This is a genomic window from Neisseria sicca 4320, from assembly GCF_000193735.1.
Classification (GTDB): domain Bacteria; phylum Pseudomonadota; class Gammaproteobacteria; order Burkholderiales; family Neisseriaceae; genus Neisseria; species Neisseria sicca_E.
Genome location: NZ_AEPF01000045.1, coordinates 70,246 through 85,458 on the forward strand (window position 1 = coordinate 70,246; position 15,213 = coordinate 85,458).

The following is a 15,213-nucleotide window of genomic DNA, read 5'->3' on the forward strand; positions in this document are numbered from 1 at the left end:
TTCACAAAATTTCTGCTAAAATCAAACGCCTTATCCCTTTCAGACGACATCGCCATGCAAGCACATACATTGGTCTGGTTCCGCCGCAACCTGCGCATACGCGACAACGCCGCTCTGTCCGCCGCCGTGAAACGGGAATTGCCTGTGGCAGGCGTGTGGGTGGCGCAGGGGTCGTCTGAAATCCCCAATCCGCGTCAGGATTGGTTTCATTATCAGGCGGCGGCGGCTTTGCATGGATCGTTGGCGGCGCGCGGCGTGGCTTTGTATGTGGTGAACCGTGTGGAAGAATTGCCTGCTTTGGCGGCGCGGTTGAATGTTCAGACCGTAATTGCAGACGAAGCATATACGTCGTCTGAAATCGGGCAAGATAACCGCATTTGGCGGATTTTGGATGAACAAGGCGTTGCGTTCGAGCGTGTTAACGACCTTGCCGTATTCGCCAAGGCAGACATCATGGGCAGCCACGGCGCGCCTTATACCGACTTCCCGCATTATAAAGAAGCGTGGCTGGCTTTGTTTCGGCAGCGGTTCGGCGGGCAGGATGCAGTTTGCCGTCAAACCGAAATTTTTCAGACGACCTCAGCCGAAATGCCGCCGTTTCCTGCGTGGAACGGGCAACAGGATATGGTTTCCGCACAGCGCGGCGGCGAAGATGAAGCGGACAAACAATGGCGGCAGTTTGAAGAAAATATCGGGTTTTATCCGATTATGAAGGATTTCCCTGCCAGAAAAGGCACCAGCCGCTTGAGCGCATATTTGAGCGCAGGCTGCATTTCGCCGCGCGTGTTGGCGGTCGAAACCGCAGGGCAGGGCGCAGATACTTGGTTGGACAACTTGATACGGCGCGATTTCTATCAGCAGCTTGCCTATCACCGCGCCCGCATCGAGCCTGAATCCGATGCCGTGTCTGCAACGTTTTCAGACGACCTGACAGAACGCTGGCGGCAGGGAGAAACAGGTTTTCCGCTCATCGACGCCGCCATGCGCAGCCTGAAATCGAGCGGCTGGCTGCATCCCGCCCTGCGCTCCCTGACAGCAGAGTTTTTGTGCGGCATCCTGCATCAACCGTCCGAACCCGGCATCGCTTGGTTCGCCGCGCAGCAAACCGATTTCGACCCCGCGTTGAACGAAGGTAACTGGCAAACCGCCGCCCGCAACGCCCGCCGGCGTCCCATCGATATTATCCAAACCGCCCGACGGCTCGACCCCGACGGCACATTCGTCCGCCGCCATATCCCCGAGTTGGTGCACTTACCCGTCAACCTCGTCCACACCCCGTGGCTCGCCTCGTCTGAAATTGATGCACACGGCTATCCGTCGCCCGTCGTCGCGCCTTAAAGGTCGTCTGAAAGCAGTATTGGGGGTTTCAGACGACCTTGCCTTCAATCCTGTCAGTATTGGCTGATTCCCGTTACAATACCGCCCGATAAACCTAAAAATCTCAACAAGATAGCCCCAATCATGAACGCCTCACAACGCGAACGCTTCGTCAAACGCTGGCTCGATTCCTACGAACGCTACCGCTACCGCCGCCTTATACACGCCGTCCGACTCGGACTTGCCGTACTGTTCGCCACCCTGCTCGCCAAGCTTCTCCACCTCCAACACGGCGAATGGATAGGCATGACCGTGTTCGTCGTACTCGGCATGCTTCAATTTCAAGGCGCGATTTATTCCAAAGCCGTCGAACGCATGCTCGGCACCGTCATCGGTTTGGGCGCGGGTTTGACCGTATTGTGGCTCAACCAGCACTACTTCCATGGCGGCATTCTTTTCTACCTGACCGTCGGCACTGCCAGCGCAGCAGCAGGTTGGGCGGCGGTCGGCAAAAACGGCTACGTCCCCATGCTTGCCGGACTGACCATGTGCATGCTCATCGGCGACAACAGCAACAACTGGTTCGACAGCGGCCTTATGCGCGCCATGAACGTCCTGATCGGCGCCGCCATCGCCATCGCCGCCGCCAAACTCCTCCCCTTGCGCTCCACGCTCATGTGGCGGTTTATGCTTGCCGACAACCTGACCGAATGCGGCAAAATGATTGCCGAAATCAGCAACGGCAAACGCATGACCCGCGAGCGGCTGGAGCAAAACACGGTCAAAATGCGCCAAATCAACGCCCGCATGGTCAAAAGCCGCAGCCACCTTGCCGCCACATCGGGCGAAAGCCACATCAGCCCCGCCATGATGGAAGCCATGCAGCACGCCCACCGCAAAATCGTCAACACCACCGAGCTGCTCCTCACCACTGCCGCCAAGCTGCAAGCCCCCACCCTAAACGAACACGAAATCCGCCTGCTCGACCGCCATTTCAACCGCCTCCAACGCGACCTGCGCCTGACTGTCCGCCTCATTAAAGGCCACTACGCCCGCCGCATCCGCATCGATACCTCCATCAATCCCGAGCTGGGCAAACTTGCCGCCCGCCTCCATTACGAATGGCAGGGCTTCCTCTGGCTCAGCACCAATATGCGCAACGAAATTTCCGCACTCGTCATCCTCCTGCAACGCAGCCGCCGCAAGTGGCTGGACAAACACGAACTCCAACGCCTGCGCGAACACCTGCGCGAAACCCGCGAAGGCGATTTGGAAGAAGAGGTCGTCTGAAAACGTCCGACTGATGATACAATTTCACCCGAATATCCCACTTGGAACACGGTCATGAGTCTCTACGCCATCGCCCACATCATCCACCTCTATTGCGCCATCGCCTTTGTCGGCGGCGTATTTTTCGAAATGCTGGTTTTGTCCGTCATGCACACCGGCCGCGTCTCACGCGAATCGCGCCGAGAAGTCGAACGCGCCATGTCCTACCGCGCCGTCCGCGTTATGCCGCCCGTCGTCATTACGCTTTTCATCAGCGGCATCGTCATGGTATTCAACCGATACCTGCCCTTTTTGAGCCAACCCTTCGCCACCTCATTCGGTACGCTCCTCACCCTCAAAATCCTGTTGGCAGTCAGCGTCCTCGTCCATTTCGCTATCGCCGTCGTCAAAATGGCACGGCACACCCTGACCGTCGGCTGGTCCAAATACATCCACGCCGTCGTATTTTCCCATATGCTGTTTATCGTATTTTTCGCTAAAGCCATGTTTTACTTGTCTTGGTAAGCTGTTTTCAGACGACCTTTCCCCGACGGGTCGTCTGAAAAGCCGCCATCCAACCACCTCATCACAAGGAATCCGAATACATGACCGAACACCCTTCCGTCGGCTCCCCCCTTTTCTACGGCGTGTTCTTCGCCGCTGTTTTTATCATGATCATCATCGACATGCTCTCGCTTAAAAAAAGCGGCGCGCATAAAGTCAGTGTCAAAGAAGCCGTCGCCTGGAGTTGCGTCTGGATCGCCGTATCCTGTGCCTTCGCAGGCTGGCTCTATTTCGAGCTGGCAGGCAACCCCCTTTATGGCGCCGTCGTTGCCAAAGAAAAACCCTCGAATTTTTCACCGGCTACATCCTCGAAAAATCCCTTGCCGTTGACAACATCTTTGTTTTCCTGATGATTTTCGGTTACTTCAAAGTTTCCCCGAAATACCAGCACCGCGTCCTCCTTTACGGCGTGTTCGGCGCCATCGTCCTGCGCGCCCTCATGATTTTTATCGGCGCGGCACTGGTGCAGCGGTTCGAATGGATTCTCTACATTTTCGGCGCATTCCTCGTCTATACCGGCATCCATATGATGAAACCGGAATCCGAAGAAGAGGACCTCTCGCAAAACAAGATTTTGGGCTGGCTTAAAAAAGTCATCCCCGTCAGCCATCAGTTTGAAGGCGAAAAATTCTTTACTGTCGAAAACGGCAAGCGCATCGCCACCCCGCTTTTGCTCGTCCTCATCATGATAGAGTTGAGCGACGTCATCTTCGCCGTCGACAGCATTCCCGCCGTCTTCGCCGTAACTACCGACCCCTTCATCGTCCTCACCTCCAACATCTTCGCCATACTCGGGCTGCGTGCCATGTATTTCCTGCTTGCCGATGTCGCCGACCGTTTCATCTTCCTCAAATACGGCCTCGCCTTCGTCTTGAGCTTCATCGGCATCAAAATGCTGATTATGCACTGGGTGCACATTCCCATCTCCATTTCCCTCTCCGTCGTCTTCGGCGCACTGGGCGCATCCATCCTCACTTCGCTGGTGTACACGCGTCAGCAGCAGAAATAAGTTTGGCGGATAAAGGAAGGTCGTCTGAAAGCGGAAAAACCGTTTTCAGACGACCTTTTTTGTTGACGCAGCCCCCTATGCATCCCATTTGTAACGGCATTTAAATATCGGTTAAGAAACAAGGCCCAAAACCGCCCCTGCCTTGTCGGAATCGCCGAATGACGGTACTATGCGCAGTTAACAGCTTGATTGCCGTTCGGATGGTCATGCGTCCGGGCGGGGTTTTAAATTCAGTATCTTATTGAAAGCATAAAATGATTAACGATATTCAAAAAACAGCGGAAAGCAAAATGCAGCGCTCGGTAGAAGTGCTGAAAGAGAATTTGGCGAAAGTGCGTACCGGCCGTGCGCATACCGGTCTGTTGGACCAAGTGGAAGTCGAATACTGGGGCAGCATGGTTCCGGTCAGCCAAGTGGCCAACGTAACGCTTTTGGACGCGCGCACCATCGGCGTGAAACCTTTTGAAAGCAATATGGCGGCGAAAGTCGAGAAAGCCATCCGCGATTCAAACTTGGGTCTGAACCCGGCAGCCGTCGGCGACTTGATCCGCGTGCCGATGCCTATGCTGACCGAAGAGCGCCGTAAAGATTTGATTAAAGTCGTACGCAGCGAAGCGGAAGAAGGGCGTGTATCCATCCGCAACGTGCGCCGCGATGCAAACGATCACATCAAAAAACTCCTGAAAGACAAAGAAATTTCCGAAGACGAAGCACGTCGCGGTGAAGAGGCGGTTCAAAAACTGACCGACAAATACATCGCCGAAGCCGATAAAACGCTGGCTGCCAAAGAAGAAGATTTGATGGCGATTTAAACCCTTGTCCGCGGCGTTTCAGACGACCTTTGAACCGCCGCGCTGCGAAAGGCAGAGATGAAGAGCAGCACGCAGACCATTTTGGAACATACTTCGGTTCCGAAGCATATCGCCGTGATTATGGATGGCAACGGCCGTTGGGCGAAAAAGCGTTTCCTTCCCCGCGTGATGGGGCATAAACGCGGCTTGGACGCGTTGGAAAATATGGTGAAGCATTGCGCCAAACTGGGTGTGCAATATCTGACCGTGTTTGCCTTTTCGACTGAAAACTGGCGCCGCCCCGAAGACGAAGTGTCGTTCCTGATGGGGCTGTTTTTGCAGGCTTTGCAAAAGCAGGTGCGCCGTCTGCACGAAAACAATATGCGCCTGAAAGTGTTGGGCAGCCGCGAACGCTTCAACCGGCAGATTCTGCAAGGCATCGAAGAGGCGGAAGCCTTGACGGCAAACAATACCGGTCTGACCCTGAGCATCGCTGCGGATTACGGCGGCCGCTGGGATATTTTGCAGGCGGCAAACAAACTGATTGCCGAAGGCGTATCCGAGATTACGGAAGACGCGCTGGCGAAACACTTGATGCTGGGCGATGCGCCCGAGCCGGATTTGTTTATCCGCACCGGTGGCGAAACGCGCATCAGCAATTTCCTGCTTTGGCAGATGGCGTATGCCGAACTTTATTTTACCGATACCCTGTGGCCCGATTTTGACAGCAAAGCCTTGGATGATGCTGTCGCCTCGTTCCAAAAACGCGAACGGCGCTTCGGCCGCACTTCGGAACAGCTGCCGGTAGAGCAGCAAAGGGGTTAAAAATGTTGAAACAACGGATTATCACGGCGCTGTGGATGCTGCCGTTGATGCTCGGTATGCTGTTTTACGCGCCGCAATGGCTGTGGGCGGCATTTTGCGGATTGATTTCTCTGGTTACGCTGTGGGAATACGCTCGCATGAGCGGACTGGAAAAACTGAAAACCAATCATTATCTCGCTGCGACGCTGGTGTTCGGCGTGATTGCCTACGCAGGCGGTTGGATGCTGCCGGATATCGTCTGGTACGCTGTTTTGGCGTTTTGGCTGGTCGTCATGCCTTTGTGGCTGAAATTCAAATGGAAATTGAACGGCGGCTGGCAGGCTTATACTGTCGGCTGGCTTTTGGTTATGCCGTTTTGGTTCGCACTCATGTCCCTGCGTCCGCATCCCGATTATGCCTTGTCGCTGCTTGCCGTGATGGGTTTGGTGTGGGTTGCCGATGTTTTTGCGTATTTCAGCGGCAAAGCGTTCGGCAAACACAAAATCGCACCGACCGTCAGCCCCGGTAAAAGCTGGGAAGGCGCAATCGGCGGCGCGATTTGCGTGGCAGTGTATATGACTGTGGTGTGGTGGTCAGGTTGGCTGACGTTTAACGCAGGCTGGTTCAATACCGTGTTAATCGGTTTGGTTTTGACCGCTGTCAGCGTATGCGGCGACCTGTTGGAAAGCTGGCTCAAACGCGCGGCGGGCATTAAAGACAGCAGCAATCTGCTGCCCGGCCACGGTGGCGTGTTCGACCGCGTGGACAGCCTGATTGCCGTTGTCAGCGTCTATGCCGCCTTTGCGAGTTTGTTCTGAAGCGGTTAAAAATCGTTGGAAAACATCAAACACAATATCGAATAAGCGTTTTCAGACGACCTTTCCGACCTCAAGCCCAAAGGTCGTCTGAAATCCCGAAGCAGTACATTAAAGAACACACCATGACACCACAAGTCCTGACCATATTAGGCAGTACCGGCAGCATAGGCGAAAGCACGCTGGACGTTGTCTCCCGCCACCCCGAAAAATTCCGCGTATTCGCGTTGGCGGGGCATAAGCAGGTTGAGAAACTGGCGGCGCAATGCCGGACGTTCCGCCCCGAATATGCCGTCGTCGCCGATGCGGAACACGCCGCCCGGCTTGAAGCCCTGTTGAAAGGCGACGGCACGGCGACGCAGGTTTTGCACGGTGCGCAGGCATTGGTTGATGTTGCCTCTGCCGACGAAGTCAGCGGCGTCATGTGCGCCATCGTCGGTGCGGCGGGGCTGCCTTCCGCGCTTGCAGCGGCGCAAAAAGGCAAAACCATTTATCTGGCGAACAAAGAGACGCTGGTAGTTTCCGGCGCGTTGTTTATGGAAACCGCGCGCGCAAACGGCGCAGCAGTGTTGCCCATCGACAGCGAACACAACGCCATTTTCCAAGTTTTGCCGCGCGATTACACAGGTCGTCTGAACGAACACGGCATCCGTTCGATTATCCTGACCGCTTCCGGCGGTCCGTTTCTGACGACCGATTTAGGCACGTTCGACAGCATTACGCCCGCGCAAGCGGTCAAACACCCCAATTGGAGCATGGGGCGCAAAATCTCCGTCGATTCCGCCACCATGATGAACAAAGGTTTGGAGCTGATTGAAGCGCATTGGCTGTTCAACTGCCCGCCTGATAAACTCGAAGTCGTCATCCATCCGCAATCCGTGATACACAGCATGGTGCGCTACCGCGACGGCTCCGTGCTGGCGCAACTGGGCAATCCCGATATGCGTACGCCCATCGCTTATTGTTTGGGCCTGCCCGAGCGCATTGATTCGGGAGTCGGCGACCTGGATTTCGACACTTTGTCCGCACTGACTTTCCAAAAGCCCGACTTTGACCGCTTCCCCTGCCTGAAGCTCGCCTATGAAGCTATGAACGCGGGTGGAGCCGCGCCCTGCGTATTGAACGCCGCCAACGAAGCCGCGGTCGCCGCCTTTTTAGACGGACAGATTAAGTTTACCGACATTGCCAAAACCGTTGCTCACTGTCTTGCACAAGACTTTTCAGACGACCTCGGCAACATCGAAAACCTGCTGGCGCAAGATGCCGTTACCCGCAGACAGGCGCAGGAATTTATCGCCGCATTGAGATAAGCTGCGGCGTCGCGATAAAAAAATGACAGGTCGTCTGAAAACCCGCCCATCCGTCATGTATGGCGGACAAAACGGCAGACTGACTTTATAATCGGCAAAATAACGCCAATAATATTTTCTACACATTGCGAATGCTTTTCAGATGACCCCTGCCTTGATACGTCGTCTGAAACATCGACAACGTCAACCCATACCCAACCAGAGAGATTCTTTTGCAAACCCTTCTAGCTTTTATTTTCGCCATCCTGATTTTGGTCAGCCTGCACGAGTTCGGACATTACATCGTTGCCAGATTGTGCGGCGTCAAAGTCGTACGCTTTTCCGTCGGCTTCGGCAAACCGTTTTTCAGCAGAAAACGCGGCGATACCGAATGGTGTTTGGCGCCCATCCCCTTGGGCGGCTATGTCAAAATGGTCGATACGCGCGAGGGCGAAGTGGCTCAGACAGACCTGCCTTACGCCTTCGACAAACAGCATCCCGCCAAACGCATCGCCATCGTCGCCGCAGGTCCGCTGACCAATCTCGCGCTGGCGGTTCTGCTTTACGGCTTGAGTTTTTCCTTCGGCGTTACCGAAATCCGCCCTTATGTCGGCATGGTCGAGCAAAATACCATTGCCTCAAAAGCAGGTTTTCAGCCCGGAGACAAAATTATTTCGGTTAATGGCGTTAACGTCGGCGAGTGGGAAAAAGCCCAGCAAGAAATCGTGTTGAACATCGAGTCAGGCAAGGTAAATGTTGCCGTTCAGACGACCTCGGGACAAGAAACCATGCGGATTATCGATGCCGCAGGTACGCCCGAAGCAGGTAAAATTGCGAAAAACCAAGGCTATATCGGGTTGTCGCCTTTTAAAATCACCACCCGTGTCGGCGAAATGAAAGAAAACAGCCCTGCCGAAAAAGCCGGTTTGAAAAAAGGCGACAAGCTGATCAGCGCCGACGGACAAGACATTGAGTCTTGGCAGCAATGGGTAGAAATTGTACGCCAAAGCCCGGGTAAGAAAATCGCATTGAGCTACGAGCGCGACGGTAAAACTTTTCAGACGACCATCCGTCCCGACAGCATCCAACAACCCGACAGAACGCTGGTCGGCAGGGTAGGCTTCGGTTCTCAGGGCGACGAAGAGTGGACAAAAGAAATCAAGCGCGAATATAAGCCGTCTGTCGTAGAAGCATTTGCGATGGGCTGGGACAAAACCGTCAACAACGCTTGGATGACGGTAAAATTCTTCGGAAAACTGATTACAGGCAATGCCTCCCTGAACCATATTTCAGGTCCGCTGACCATTGCCGACGTCGCCGGAAAAACGGCACAGCTGGGGTTTCAAAGCTATTTGGAATTTCTCGCATTGGTCAGCATTAGTTTAGGCGTGTTGAACTTGTTGCCCATCCCCGTGTTGGACGGCGGGCATTTGGTGTTCTACACTGCCGAATGGATACGCGGAAAGCCCTTGAGCGAGCGCATACAGGCAATCGGCCTACGCCTCGGACTGGCTGCCATGCTGTTAATGATGGCACTGGCTTTCTTTAATGACATCAACCGTTTGTTTGGATAATTTTATGAAATTGAAACAGATTGCTTCTGCTTTGATGGTATTGGGCATGTCGCCTTTGGCATTTGCCGACTTCACCATTCAAGACATCCGCGTCGAAGGTTTGCAGCGCACCGAACCGAGTACGGTCTTCAACTACCTGCCCGTCAAAGTCGGCGACCAATTCAGCGACGCACGCAGCGAAGAAATCATCAAAACTCTGTATGCGACCGGTTTTTTTGACGATGTCCGCGTAGAGACCATGGGCAATCAGGTCTTGCTGACCGTTATCGAACGCCCGACCATCAGCACGCTGAACATCACCGGCGCGAAAATGCTGCAAAACGATGTGATCAAGAAAAACCTTGAATCCTTCGGTTTGGCGCAATCCCAATACTTCAATCCTGCCACGCTGAGCCAGTCTGTCGCCAGCCTGAAGGAAGAATACAAAAGCCGCGGCAAACAGTCGGTCCAAATCACGCCGACCGTAACCAAACTTGCGCGTAACCGCGTTTCTATCGACATCGCCATCGATGAGGGTAAAACCACCAAGATTACCGAAATCGAATTTGAAGGCAACAAAGTCTATTCCGACCGCAAGCTCATGAAGCAAATGTCTTTGAGCGAAGGCGGTATGTGGACTTGGCTGACCAAAAGCAACCAGTTTAACGAGCAAAAATTCTCGCAAGACATGGAGCGCATCAGCGAGTTCTACCAAAACAACGGCTACTTCAATTTCCGCATTCTGGATACCGACATCCAGACTAACGAAGACAAAACCAAGCAAACCATCAAAGTTACGGTTGACGAGGGCGAACGCTTCCGCTGGGGCGACGTGCGCATAGAAGGCGACACCCGCGAAGTGCCGAAAGAAGAGCTGCAAAAACTGCTGACCATGAAAAAGGGCAAATGGTACGAACGCGCCCAAATGGTCAAATCGCTCGAATCCATCCAAAACCGCATGGGTACGGCAGGCTACGCATTCAGCGAAGTCAATGTTCAGCCTATGCCTAATGCCGAGACCCAAACTGTCGATTTCGTCCTGAACGTCGAACCCGGCCGCAAAATCTATGTGAACGAAATCAACATCACCGGCAACAACAAAACCCGTGACGAAGTCGTGCGCCGCGAATTGCGTCAAATGGAATCCGCGCCTTACGACACCTCCAAGCTGCAACGTTCCAAAGAGCGTGTCGAGTTGCTGGGTTACTTTGACAACGTACAATTCGATGCTGTGCCGGTTGCCAATACGCCCGACCAAGTCGATTTGAACATGAGCGTGAATGAGCGTTCTACCGGTTCGCTGGATATGAGTGCGGGTTGGGTTCAGGATACCGGCTTGGTCATGTCTGTGGGCGTTTCCCAAGACAACCTGTTCGGTACGGGTAAATCCGTTTCCCTACGCGCTTCACGAAGCAAAACCACGCTGAACGGCTCGCTGTCGTTTACCGATCCGTATTTCACACCCGACGGCGTGAGCCTCGGTTACGATATTTACGGCAAGTCTTACGACCCGCGTAAAGCCTCTTCCAGCGCGAAACAGTATAAAACCACCACCGCAGGCGGCGGCGTGCGCATGGGCATTCCCGTTACTGAATACGACCGCGTCAATTTAGGTCTGGCGGCGGAACACCTGACCGTGAATACCTACAAAGGCGCGCCTAAACGTTATGCCGACTTTATCAACCAATACGGTAAAGGCACGGACGGCGTGGGCAGCTTCAAAGGCTGGCTGTACAAAGGTACCATCGGCTGGGGACGCAATAAAACCGACAGCGCATTGTGGCCGACCCGCGGTTACATGACCGGTATCAACGGCGAAATCGCCCTGCCGGGCAGCGACCTGCAATACTACACGCTGACCCACAACCAAACTTGGTTCTTCCCGCTAACTAAAGACTTTACCCTGATGCTCGGCGGCGAAGTCGGCGTCGGCAACGGCTACGGCAAAACCAAAACCATGCCGTTCTTTGAAAACTTCTACGGCGGCGGCTTAGGCTCCGTACGCGGTTACGAGAGCGGTACGCTGGGTCCGAAAGTTTATGACGAATACGGCGAGAAAATCAGCTACGGCGGCAACAAAAAAGCCAACGTTTCCGCCGAGTTGCTATTCCCGATGCCGGGCATCAAAGATTCCCGTTCCGTCCGTCTGAGCCTCTTTGCCGACGCAGGCAGCGTATGGGACGGTAAAACGTATAACGACATCAGCAGCAATACCTACTACACCAACAATGCCGCTCAAAACCCATACGGCTTAGGCACGACCCACAAATCGACCTTCAAGGAAGAGTTGCGCTACTCCGCCGGTGCGGCAGTAACCTGGCTCTCGCCGCTAGGTCCGATGAAGTTCAGCTACGCCTACCCGATCAAGAAAAAAGACAGCGACGAAATCCAACGCTTCCAGTTCCAATTGGGTACGACATTCTGATGTAGGCAGAAAAAGGTCGTCTGAAAACCGAAATTCCTATGCGGTCAACGTTTTCAGACGACCTGAAGGAAAAGGGGCAGGGCGTTCTGCCTCTTTTTAAAAAACAAACCGTCATCCCGCTGATGGGCGGGATACAAAATCAAGGAAATCCAGATGAACATCATTGCCAACGCCTTCCGCCTCGGCGGTGCGGCTTTATTGGGCTTCGGGTTGATGAACCAAGCTGTGGCGGCGGAAGCCGTACAGAAAATCGGCTTTATCAATACCGAGCGCGTTTATCTTGAATCCAAGCAGGCGCAACGCATTCAGACGACCTTGGAAAAAGAATTCCGCAGCCGTCAGGACGCTTTGCAGAAATTGCAGCAAGAAGGTGAGAAGCTCGAAAAATCCCTGACCGAAGGCAAATTGCAGGGCAAAGAGCGTGAAGCTGCGGCAAAACACTGGGGCGAGCTGGTTCAGCAGTTCCGCAAGAAACAGGCGGAGCTGGCAGAAGACTACAACCTGCGCCGCAACGAAGAATTTGCCGCCCTCCAGCAAAACGCCAACCGCATCATCGTCGATCTTGCCAAACGCGAAGGCTACGATGTGATTTTGCAGGACGTGATTTACGTCAATGCGCGTTACGACATTACCGACAGCGTGATTAAAGCCCTGAATACACGTTAATCGGAAGGCTGAACGAGATACAGCAAACCTGTTTTCAGACGACCTCTTTCAAGCGAAGGGTCGTCTGAAAATCCAATAAACGATATAATTACCTGTCTTATCACTCCTGCCGGCATACGTTTTAGGCAAACCGTTCTGTCTGACTGCCCCCGCCGTCCCTTTCAGACGACCTCATCTCAAAGCTGACGAAACATCATGACTTCAAAAACCTACACCCTGTCCCAAATCACAGCGCAGCTTGGCGGCGAATGGCGCGGCAAGGACATTTCCGTCGCCGCCGTGCGCCCGCTCGCAGACGCGCAGGCGGAACACATCAGCTTCCTTGCCAATCCGAAATACAAAGCCGAAGTCCACGACAGCAGCGCGGGTGCGGTCATCGTTTCTGCCAAAGCAGTGGACGAATTTGAAGGGCGCAACCTGATTGTCGCCGACGACCCCTATCTCTATTTCGCCAAAGTTGCCCGTCTGTTTTCACCCATCGTCAAAGCACGCGGCGGCATCCATCCGACCGCCGTCATCGAAGAGGGTGCGACCGTGCCCGCAAGCTGCGAAATCGGCGCAAACGCCTACATCGGCGCGAATACCGTACTCGGCGAAGGCTGCCGCATCTTGGCAAACTCGGTTGTCCAACACGATTGCAAACTGGGCGACGAAGTCGTCCTGCATCCCAACGCCGTCGTTTATTACGGCTGCACACTGGGCAACCGCGTCGAAATCCACAGCGGCGCAGTCATCGGCGCGGACGGTTTCGGACTCGCCTTCGCCGGCGATTCATGGTTTAAAATCCCGCAAACCGGCGCGGTAACGCTGGGCGACGACGTAGAAATCGGCTCGAACACCAACATCGACCGCGGCGCGATGAGCGACACCACCGTCGGCAACGGCACCAAAATCGACAACCAAGTCCAAATCGGACACAACTGCAAAATCGGCTCACACACCGTCATCGCTGCTAAAACTGGCATTTCCGGCAGCGTTACCATCGGCAACTACTGCATCATCGGTGGCGGCGTCGGTACGGTCGGACACATCGAAATCGCCGACAAAACCACCATCGGCGGCGGCACGTCCGTGACCCACAGCATTACCGAAAGCGGCAAACACCTCGCCGGCATCTTCCCAATGTCCACCCATAAAGAATGGGCGCGCAACGCCGTTTACATCCACCGCCTGAGCGAAATGAACAAACGCCTCAAAACATTGGAAAACCGTCTGAGCGACAGCGAAAAAGACGAATAACCCCACAATCGGTTTACATGGCGGATGCACTTTAAATCCCAACAAAGCGGCAAAGCCTGCCGTTTTAAAGCCCCCGCGATGAAACTGCCCAGCCAACCCCGAAATACCAAGGAATACGACGAACATGGACGTACAACTCCCCATCGAAGCCAAAGACATCCAAAAACTCATTCCCCACCGCTACCCGTTTTTGCAACTCGACCGCATCACCGCCTTCGAGTCCATGAAAACCCTGACCGCGATTAAAAACGTCACCATGAACGAGCCGCAGTTCCAAGGCCATTTCCCCGACCTGCCCGTCATGCCTGGCGTACTCATCATCGAAGCCATGGCGCAAGCCTGCGGCACACTCGCCATCCTCAGTGAAGGCGGCCGCAAAGAAAACGAATTCTTCTTCTTCGCCGGCATAGACGAAGCCCGCTTCAAACGCCAAGTCATCCCCGGCGACCAGCTTGTTTTCGAAGTCGAGCTGCTGACCAACAAACGCGGCATCGGCAAATTCAGCGCCGTCGCCAAAGTGGACGGGCAAGTCGCCGTCGAAGCCATCATCATGTGTGCCAAACGCGTGGTTTGAGTGTTCACAAAAAGGTCGTCTGAAATTTTCAGACGACCTTATAAAAAGAAAACCCACCAGTTTAGGTTTATTCAAACCCAGGGACTCGGTGGGGATTAGTTTTAACTAACTATATCAAATATAGTTTGAAACGTCAATTTAAAAATAAAGAATCAGGTGTTAGCGTGAATTATAAGGAATGCTGTAGTATTTTTTCTGATTTCAGAATGGAACGGTATAAAAATGCCGTTGGGGAAGACAAAGCAGCTGAATTGTATTTATTGAATTTATCTTTATCAAGAGAACTTTTTCATGTTGTTTCAATATTTGAGATTGTTTTAAGAAACAAAATTGACATTTGCCTTCAGCAGGAGTTTAAAGACAGAAACTGGTTATATGATAGCATACAACCACAGACGAATCCTACATTGAAATATCAAGGTTGTTTTTTAAGAAGTGGTACGAAAGAATCTGCTGAATTAATCAGGGTTGCATTATCTAAAATACGAAATAATAGCGGGGGAAAGTTTGACCATAACCAATTAGTTGCAGGACTAGGATTCGGTTTTTGGCGGTATCTGTTTGCAGGAGGGAAAGATGCTCAATTTGATGCTACAGGGAAAGTATTAATGAAAGTTTTTCCAAAAAGGCCCAAATCTACACCAAGTGTACAATATAACCAAAAATGGATTTTTCGAGAACTTTCCAATATTAACAATTTCCGTAATCGTTTGGCACATCACGAGCCGATTTGTTTTAAAGGTGCAATAAAAGATACTAACTACGCTAGAAATATCCACCAATCTATTTTTGAACTGCTTAATTACATGGATGTAGATACTACTTCAGTATTTAGCCATTTTAGCGATCAAGTGATTGCGGTCTGCGATGAAATCGACAAACTGTAATTTTCTATTAT

General features: G+C 53.2%; 13 protein-coding genes and 1 pseudogene. All 14 read left to right on the forward strand.

Annotation, left to right across the window (positions count from 1 at the left end):
* Positions 1–54: 54 nt before the first annotated feature.
* The 14 genes and pseudogenes from NSCA4_RS0103760 (at position 55) to NSCA4_RS0103825 (ending at position 15,202) form a co-directional block, all read left to right on the forward strand.
* Positions 55–1,338: an FAD-binding domain-containing protein gene (locus NSCA4_RS0103760; protein ID WP_016686898.1), complete on the forward strand. Its 1,284-nt coding sequence runs from the start codon at positions 55–57 to the stop codon at positions 1,336–1,338.
* Between the two features lie 123 nt (positions 1,339–1,461).
* Positions 1,462–2,607, forward strand: a complete 1,146-nt coding sequence (locus NSCA4_RS0103765; RefSeq protein WP_016686899.1) for an FUSC family protein — start codon at positions 1,462–1,464, stop codon at positions 2,605–2,607.
* Positions 2,608–2,661: 54 nt separating this feature from the next.
* Positions 2,662–3,111, forward strand: coding sequence for a CopD family copper resistance protein (locus NSCA4_RS0103770; protein ID WP_016686900.1), 450 nt, complete (start codon positions 2,662–2,664; stop codon positions 3,109–3,111).
* 80 nt (positions 3,112–3,191) lie between these two features.
* A pseudogene (locus NSCA4_RS12770) lies at positions 3,192–4,159 on the forward strand (TerC family protein).
* 254 nt (positions 4,160–4,413) lie between these two features.
* Positions 4,414–4,971, forward strand: coding sequence for a ribosome recycling factor (gene frr / locus NSCA4_RS0103780; RefSeq protein WP_003758927.1), 558 nt, complete (start codon positions 4,414–4,416; stop codon positions 4,969–4,971).
* Between the two features lie 57 nt (positions 4,972–5,028).
* Positions 5,029–5,775: an undecaprenyl pyrophosphate synthase gene (uppS, locus tag NSCA4_RS0103785; RefSeq protein WP_003758925.1), complete on the forward strand. Its 747-nt coding sequence runs from the start codon at positions 5,029–5,031 to the stop codon at positions 5,773–5,775.
* Positions 5,776–5,777: 2 nt separating this feature from the next.
* Positions 5,778–6,572: a phosphatidate cytidylyltransferase gene (locus tag NSCA4_RS0103790; RefSeq protein ID WP_016686901.1), complete on the forward strand. Its 795-nt coding sequence runs from the start codon at positions 5,778–5,780 to the stop codon at positions 6,570–6,572.
* A gap of 122 nt (positions 6,573–6,694) precedes the next feature.
* Positions 6,695–7,879, forward strand: coding sequence for a 1-deoxy-D-xylulose-5-phosphate reductoisomerase (ispC, locus tag NSCA4_RS0103795; protein WP_016686902.1), 1,185 nt, complete (start codon positions 6,695–6,697; stop codon positions 7,877–7,879).
* A gap of 212 nt (positions 7,880–8,091) precedes the next feature.
* Complete coding sequence (gene rseP / locus NSCA4_RS0103800; RefSeq protein ID WP_016686903.1) at positions 8,092–9,432, forward strand: RIP metalloprotease RseP; 1,341 nt, start codon at positions 8,092–8,094, stop codon at positions 9,430–9,432.
* A gap of 4 nt (positions 9,433–9,436) precedes the next feature.
* A complete protein-coding gene (gene bamA / locus NSCA4_RS0103805; protein ID WP_016686904.1) occupies positions 9,437–11,836 on the forward strand; it encodes an outer membrane protein assembly factor BamA in 2,400 nt (799 codons plus the stop codon).
* A gap of 162 nt (positions 11,837–11,998) precedes the next feature.
* Positions 11,999–12,502, forward strand: coding sequence for an OmpH/Skp family outer membrane protein (locus tag NSCA4_RS0103810; protein WP_438284942.1), 504 nt, complete (start codon positions 11,999–12,001; stop codon positions 12,500–12,502).
* Between the two features lie 195 nt (positions 12,503–12,697).
* Positions 12,698–13,741, forward strand: coding sequence for a UDP-3-O-(3-hydroxymyristoyl)glucosamine N-acyltransferase (gene lpxD, locus NSCA4_RS0103815; protein ID WP_016686906.1), 1,044 nt, complete (start codon positions 12,698–12,700; stop codon positions 13,739–13,741).
* Positions 13,742–13,865: 124 nt separating this feature from the next.
* On the forward strand, positions 13,866–14,315 hold the full coding sequence (fabZ, locus tag NSCA4_RS0103820; RefSeq protein WP_003741990.1) for a 3-hydroxyacyl-ACP dehydratase FabZ: 450 nt from the start codon (positions 13,866–13,868) through the stop codon (positions 14,313–14,315).
* A 206-nt stretch (positions 14,316–14,521) separates the two neighbouring features.
* On the forward strand, positions 14,522–15,202 hold the full coding sequence (locus tag NSCA4_RS0103825; protein WP_016686907.1) for an Abi family protein: 681 nt from the start codon (positions 14,522–14,524) through the stop codon (positions 15,200–15,202).
* Positions 15,203–15,213: the final 11 nt, after the last annotated feature.